Origin of the sequence: Escherichia sp. WS568, from assembly GCF_046486085.1 — a bacterium.
Classification (GTDB): Bacteria; Pseudomonadota; Gammaproteobacteria; order Enterobacterales; family Enterobacteriaceae; genus Escherichia; species Escherichia coli.
Genome location: NZ_JBJQMC010000048.1, coordinates 1 through 4902, shown reverse-complemented (window position 1 = coordinate 4902; position 4902 = coordinate 1). Strand labels below are relative to the sequence as shown.

The 4902-nt window shown below is 58.1% G+C and carries 5 protein-coding genes and 2 pseudogenes; 4 read left to right on the top strand and 3 right to left on the bottom strand.

The window, feature by feature from the left end:
- Window positions 1-314: 314 nt before the first annotated feature.
- Window positions 315-797: pseudogene (locus tag ACJHWR_RS24885) on the bottom strand (IS110-like element IS4321 family transposase); the annotation flags it as partial.
- A gap of 55 nt (window positions 798-852) precedes the next feature.
- On the opposite strand from ACJHWR_RS24885, the gene ACJHWR_RS24880 reads away from it, so the two are divergent.
- From ACJHWR_RS24880 to ACJHWR_RS24865, 4 genes are all read left to right on the top strand, one after another.
- Window positions 853-1550, top strand: a protein-coding gene (locus ACJHWR_RS24880; protein ID WP_223400810.1) for an IS1-like element IS1X2 family transposase whose coding sequence is annotated in 2 segments (ribosomal slippage) — window positions 853-1102 and window positions 1102-1550 — 699 coding nt in all. Because the reading frame shifts where the segments join, the coding sequence is not laid out codon by codon here.
- A 35-nt stretch (window positions 1551-1585) separates the two neighbouring features.
- Window positions 1586-1933 carry a quaternary ammonium compound efflux SMR transporter QacE delta 1 gene (locus tag ACJHWR_RS24875; protein ID WP_000679427.1) on the top strand — a complete coding sequence of 116 codons (348 nt, stop codon included), beginning with the start codon at window positions 1586-1588 and terminating at the stop codon, window positions 1931-1933.
- The gene (gene sul1 / locus ACJHWR_RS24870; RefSeq protein WP_000259031.1) at window positions 1927-2766 is read left to right on the top strand and encodes a sulfonamide-resistant dihydropteroate synthase Sul1; all 840 of its coding nucleotides are present in this window, start codon (window positions 1927-1929) and stop codon (window positions 2764-2766) included. Before ACJHWR_RS24875 ends, sul1 begins: the two co-directional genes overlap by 7 nt.
- Window positions 2767-2893: 127 nt before the next feature.
- On the top strand, window positions 2894-3394 hold the full coding sequence (locus ACJHWR_RS24865; RefSeq protein ID WP_000376623.1) for a GNAT family N-acetyltransferase: 501 nt from the start codon (window positions 2894-2896) through the stop codon (window positions 3392-3394).
- On the opposite strand, the gene ACJHWR_RS24860 is transcribed toward ACJHWR_RS24865, so the two are convergent.
- Window positions 3363-4355, bottom strand: a complete 993-nt coding sequence (locus ACJHWR_RS24860) for a TniB family NTP-binding protein (RefSeq protein WP_001381192.1) — start codon at window positions 4353-4355, stop codon at window positions 3363-3365. The genes ACJHWR_RS24865 and ACJHWR_RS24860 overlap by 32 nt on opposite strands.
- 2 nt (window positions 4356-4357) lie before the next feature.
- Window positions 4358-4792 (bottom strand): annotated as a pseudogene (locus ACJHWR_RS24855) (Mu transposase C-terminal domain-containing protein); the annotation flags it as partial.
- Between the last annotated feature and the right edge of the window lie 110 nt (window positions 4793-4902).

Here is a 4902-nt window from a genome sequence, read left to right as displayed (position 1 = left end):
CCACAGAATGATGTCACGCTGAAAATGCCGGCCTTTGAATGGGTTCATGTGCAGCTCCATCAGCAAAAGGGGATGATAAGTTTATCACCACCGACTATTTGCAACAGTGCCCTTGAATCTATCCGGCGTCTGAATGGGATTTTATTCCCGCGCCTTGATGAGTTCCGCGCCTGATGAACCTCCAGAAAATATACGGCTTCAATGAGCCTTTCCGTTTTACAGGTTCCTCAACAGGCCGGTGGGCCGTTAGTATCATCAATATCAGTATTCGCAAAACCAGATCAGTAATTCTTTAAACCGGTGTATTTCTGCCGTTATGCTACATAAGTTTGCTGTCGTGCCGTTAGGGCCCAGGCTATTCTGGCCAGCTTGTTTGCCAGAGCACAAGTGACGACAAAGTTGCTTTTCCGGCACAGTAAATCCCTGACCCAATCGGCCAATTTGCCAGACTGGTGTTCCAGTTTTTGTATGAATACCCTGGCACATTGAACCAACAAAGTTCGGATCTTTTTATTACCTCGCTTACTAATTCCCAGCAATGTCGTCCTACCTCCCGTGCTGTACTGCCGAGGTACAAGCCCTGTTGCCGCCGCAAAGTCACGGCTGCTGGCGTACTGCTTCCCGTCGCCAATCTCAGTTGAAATAGTACTCGCTGTCAGTGTTCCGACGCAGGGAATGCTCAGCAAGCGCTGTCCAACCTCATCTTCGTCCAACTTTCGTTTCAACTGGGATTCCAAATCTTTAATCTGCTCAACAAGATAGTGATAATGCTGTTGTAATTTCAGCAATAACTGGCTGGTGATGCTGCCAACTTACTGATTTAGTGTATGATGGTGTTTTTGAGGTGCTCCAGTGGCTTCTGTTTCTATCAGCTGTCCCTCCTGTTCAGCTACTGACGGGGTGGTGCGTAACGGCAAAAGCACCGCCGGACATCAGCGCTATCTCTGCTCTCACTGCCGTAAAACATGGCAACTGCAGTTCACTTACACCGCTTCTCAACCCGGTACGCACCAGAAAATCATTGATATGGCCATGAATGGCGTTGGATGCCGGGCAACTGCCCGCATTATGGGCGTTGGCCTCAACACGGTTTTACGTCACTTAAAAAACTCAGGCCGCAGTCGGTAACCTCGCGCATACAACCGGGCAGTGATGTGATTGTCTGCGCTGAAATGGACGAACAGTGGGGCTACGTCGGTGCTAAATCACGTCAGCGCTGGCTGTTTTACGCGTATGACAGGATACGGAGGACAGTTGTGGCGCACGTCTTCGGTGAACGCACTCTGGCCACACTGGAGCGTCTTCTGAGCCTGCTGTCGGCCTTTGAGGTCGTGGTATGGATGACGGATGGCTGGCCGCTGTATGAATCACGCCTGAAGGGAAAGCTGCACGTTATCAGCAAGCGTTACACTCAGCGCATTGAGCGACATAATCTGAATCTGAGACAACATCTGGCAAGGCTGGGACGGAAGTCACTGTCGTTCTCAAAATCGGTGGAGCTGCATGACAAAGTCATCGGGCATTATCTGAACATAAAACACTATCAATAAGTTGGAGTCACTACCCACAAATTGGGAGATATATCATGAAAGGCTGGCTTTTTCTTGTTATCGCAATAGTTGGCGAAGTAATCGCAACATCCGCATTAAAATCTAGCGAGGGCTTTACTAAGCTTGCCCCTTCCGCCGTTGTCATAATCGGTTATGGCATCGCATTTTATTTTCTTTCTCTGGTTCTGAAATCCATCCCTGTCGGTGTTGCTTATGCAGTCTGGTCGGGACTCGGCGTCGTCATAATTACAGCCATTGCCTGGTTGCTTCATGGGCAAAAGCTTGATGCGTGGGGCTTTGTAGGTATGGGGCTCATAATTGCTGCCTTTTTGCTCGCCCGATCCCCATCGTGGAAGTCGCTGCGGAGGCCGACGCCATGGTGACGGTGTTCGGCATTCTGAATCTCACCGAGGACTCCTTCTTCGATGAGAGCCGGCGGCTAGACCCCGCCGGCGCTGTCACCGCGGCGATCGAAATGCTGCGAGTCGGATCAGACGTCGTGGATGTCGGACCGGCCGCCAGCCATCCGGACGCGAGGCCTGTATCGCCGGCCGATGAGATCAGACGTATTGCGCCGCTCTTAGACGCCCTGTCCGATCAGATGCACCGTGTTTCAATCGACAGCTTCCAACCGGAAACCCAGCGCTATGCGCTCAAGCGCGGCGTGGGCTACCTGAACGATATCCAAGGATTTCCTGACCCTGCGCTCTATCCCGATATTGCTGAGGCGGACTGCAGGCTGGTGGTTATGCACTCAGCGCAGCGGGATGGCATCGCCACCCGCACCGGTCACCTTCGACCCGAAGACGCGCTCGACGAGATTGTGCGGTTCTTCGAGGCGCGGGTTTCCGCCTTGCGACGGAGCGGGGTCGCTGCCGACCGGCTCATCCTCGATCCGGGGATGGGATTTTTCTTGAGCCCCGCACCGGAAACATCGCTGCACGTGCTGTCGAACCTTCAAAAGCTGAAGTCGGCGTTGGGGCTTCCGCTATTGGTCTCGGTGTCGCGGAAATCCTTCTTGGGCGCCACCGTTGGCCTTCCTGTAAAGGATCTGGGTCCAGCGAGCCTTGCGGCGGAACTTCACGCGATCGGCAATGGCGCTGACTACGTCCGCACCCACGCGCCTGGAGATCTGCGAAGCGCAATCACCTTCTCGGAAACCCTCGCGAAATTTCGCAGTCGCGACGCCAGAGACCGAGGGTTAGATCATGCCTAGCATTCACCTTCCGGCCGCCCGCTAGCGGACCCTGGTCAGGTTCCGCGAAGGTGGGCGCAGACATGCTGGGCTCGTCAGGATCAAACTGCACTATGAGGCGGCGGTTCATACCGCGCCAGGGGAGCGAATGGACAGCGAGGAGCCTCCGAACGTTCGGGTCGCCTGCTCGGGTGATATCGACGAGGTTGTGCGGCTGATGCACGACGCTGCGGCGTGGATGTCCGCCAAGGGAACGCCCGCCTGGGACGTCGCGCGGATCGACCGGACATTCGCGGAGACCTTCGTCCTGAGATCCGAGCTCCTAGTCGCGAGTTGCAGCGACGGCATCGTCGGCTGTTGCACCTTGTCGGCCGAGGATCCCGAGTTCTGGCCCGACGCCCTCAAGGGGGAGGCCGCATATCTGCACAAGCTCGCGGTGCGACGGACACATGCGGGCCGGGGTGTCAGCTCCGCGCTGATCGAGGCTTGCCGCCATGCCGCGCGAACGCAGGGGTGCGCCAAGCTGCGGCTCGACTGCCACCCGAACCTGCGTGGCCTATACGAGCGGCTCGGATTCACCCACGTCGACACTTTCAATCCCGGCTGGGATCCAACCTTCATCGCAGAACGCCTAGAACTCGAAATCTAACGTCCGTTCGGGCATCGAGGTCCATGTCGGGGTGGGACGGGCCCGTGGCTTCAAGATCACTTGCAGTCCGACCGCGATGTCTTGGTTGCGCGAGAGGTTGTCGACAGGCCATGCTGAGTGTGCGATGGTTGATCGCTTCCTCGCCGCTCTCCACGGCGACGATGGCCGCCGCCATCAGCAAGTGCGCCAGTTCCCCTATGGTGCCCTCGCTGCGTGTGAGCAGGTAGCGAGCCATGTCCAGCGTGGCAATTGGGGAAGGCCGGCGCAGCGGGAGCGAAGCGGCGAAGCTGGCCAGCAGTGAGCAGCAATCGTCGTTGGCCTCCCATACCGGCAGCATCATCGGCTCGAAGCGATTTTCCAACTGGTCATCGGAGCGGATGGCTAGGTAGGCGTCGCGCGTGCCTACCCCAACCAACGGGATGCGCAGTTCGTTGCCGAGGAAGCGCAGCAGGTTGAGGAATTCCCGGCGGTTGACGCTGTTGCCGGCCAGCACGTTGTGCAGCTCGTCGATCACCAGCATGCGCACGCCGACCTTGCGCAGCAGTGCCAGAGCCAGTTGCTCCATTTCCGGCAACCGTGGGCGTGGGCGCAGCGGCGCGCCCATCGCGGCGAGCAGCGCGACGTAGAAGCGGATCACGGACGGCTCGGACGGCATCTGCACGACCAACACCGGGATGTGCTCCTGGTCGGCGTCGGAGCTGGCCGGGTGGGTGCGGCGGAACTTCTCGACGATCATCGACTTGCCATTGTTGGTCGGGCCAACCAGCAGCAGGTTGGGCATGCGTTGCTTGTTTGGCCACGCATAAAGGGCTTCCAGCCGGTTCAGCGCCTCGACTGCGCGCGGATAGCCGATCCAGCGGTCGGCGCGAAGGCGCTGGATGCGCTCGTCCGCCGGAAGACGGGCCAAGCCCTGGGCCGCCGGCAGCAGGTGGGACAGGTCGATGATGGGATATTCGTCCACGGCTACCACTCCTCAATCTGGTCGAACGGTTTGGCGGGTGGCAAGTTGTCTGCCTGCGGGTCGGCAATATCCGTATCCGGCGGAACGGGCTTGTCCGGCCGAGCTGATGTCTTGAGGTGCTGGCGGCGATCCGCGTCACGCCGCGCCTTGCGTGTGGCCTTCTGCGCGCTGGTCACAATCTCACGCATCTGGCCGATCATGCGGAACAGCGCCGACTCATCCACCTGTTCGCGCCCTTGCTGCCGCAGTTTCGCCAGCGCCTGCCGTTGTTCCCAGAGGGTGACAGCCGGATGCGACAAGGTACGGTAGGGAATTTCCAGGTAATGCTGTCCCTCCGGTTCCAGGACCCAGATACGGCTGATGTCGCGCGGATCGCGCCGGATCAGAAAGGACGGCCAGCGTTCACGCCGCGCAATCCACGGCTTGAGCGCATCGGCGGGCACTGTTGCAAAGTTAGCGATGAGGCAGCCTTTTGTCTTATTCAAAGGCCTTACATTTCAAAAACTCTGCTTACCAGGCGCATTTCGCCCAGGGGATCACCATAATA